This window comes from Escherichia sp. KCJ4928, from assembly GCF_004352695.1.
Classification (GTDB): Bacteria; Pseudomonadota; Gammaproteobacteria; order Enterobacterales; family Enterobacteriaceae; genus ECMA0423.
The window spans coordinates 1-255 of the sequence record NZ_SJWV01000764.1 but is presented as its reverse complement, the minus strand read 5'-3'; the positions used below and the strand labels follow the sequence as shown (position 1 = coordinate 255).

The window sequence follows — 255 nt, the reverse complement described above, 5'->3', positions numbered from 1 at the left end:
CCTTCGTGCTCCTCCGTTACTCTTTAGGAGGAGACCGCCCCAGTCAAACTACCCACCAGACACTGTCCGCAACCCGGATTACGGGTCAACGTTAGAACATCAAACATTAAAGGGTGGTATTTCAAGGCCGGCTCCATGCAGACTGGCGTCCACACTTCAAAGCCTCCCACCTATCCTACACATCAAGGCTCAATGTTCAGTGTCAAGCTATAGTAAAGGTTCACGGGGTCTTTCCGTCTTGCCGCGGGTACACTG

General features: G+C 52.5%; 1 rRNA gene. It reads right to left on the bottom strand.

What is annotated here, in order from left to right:
* Nucleotides 1–255 (bottom strand): 23S ribosomal RNA (locus tag E0D98_RS26665); the annotation flags it as partial.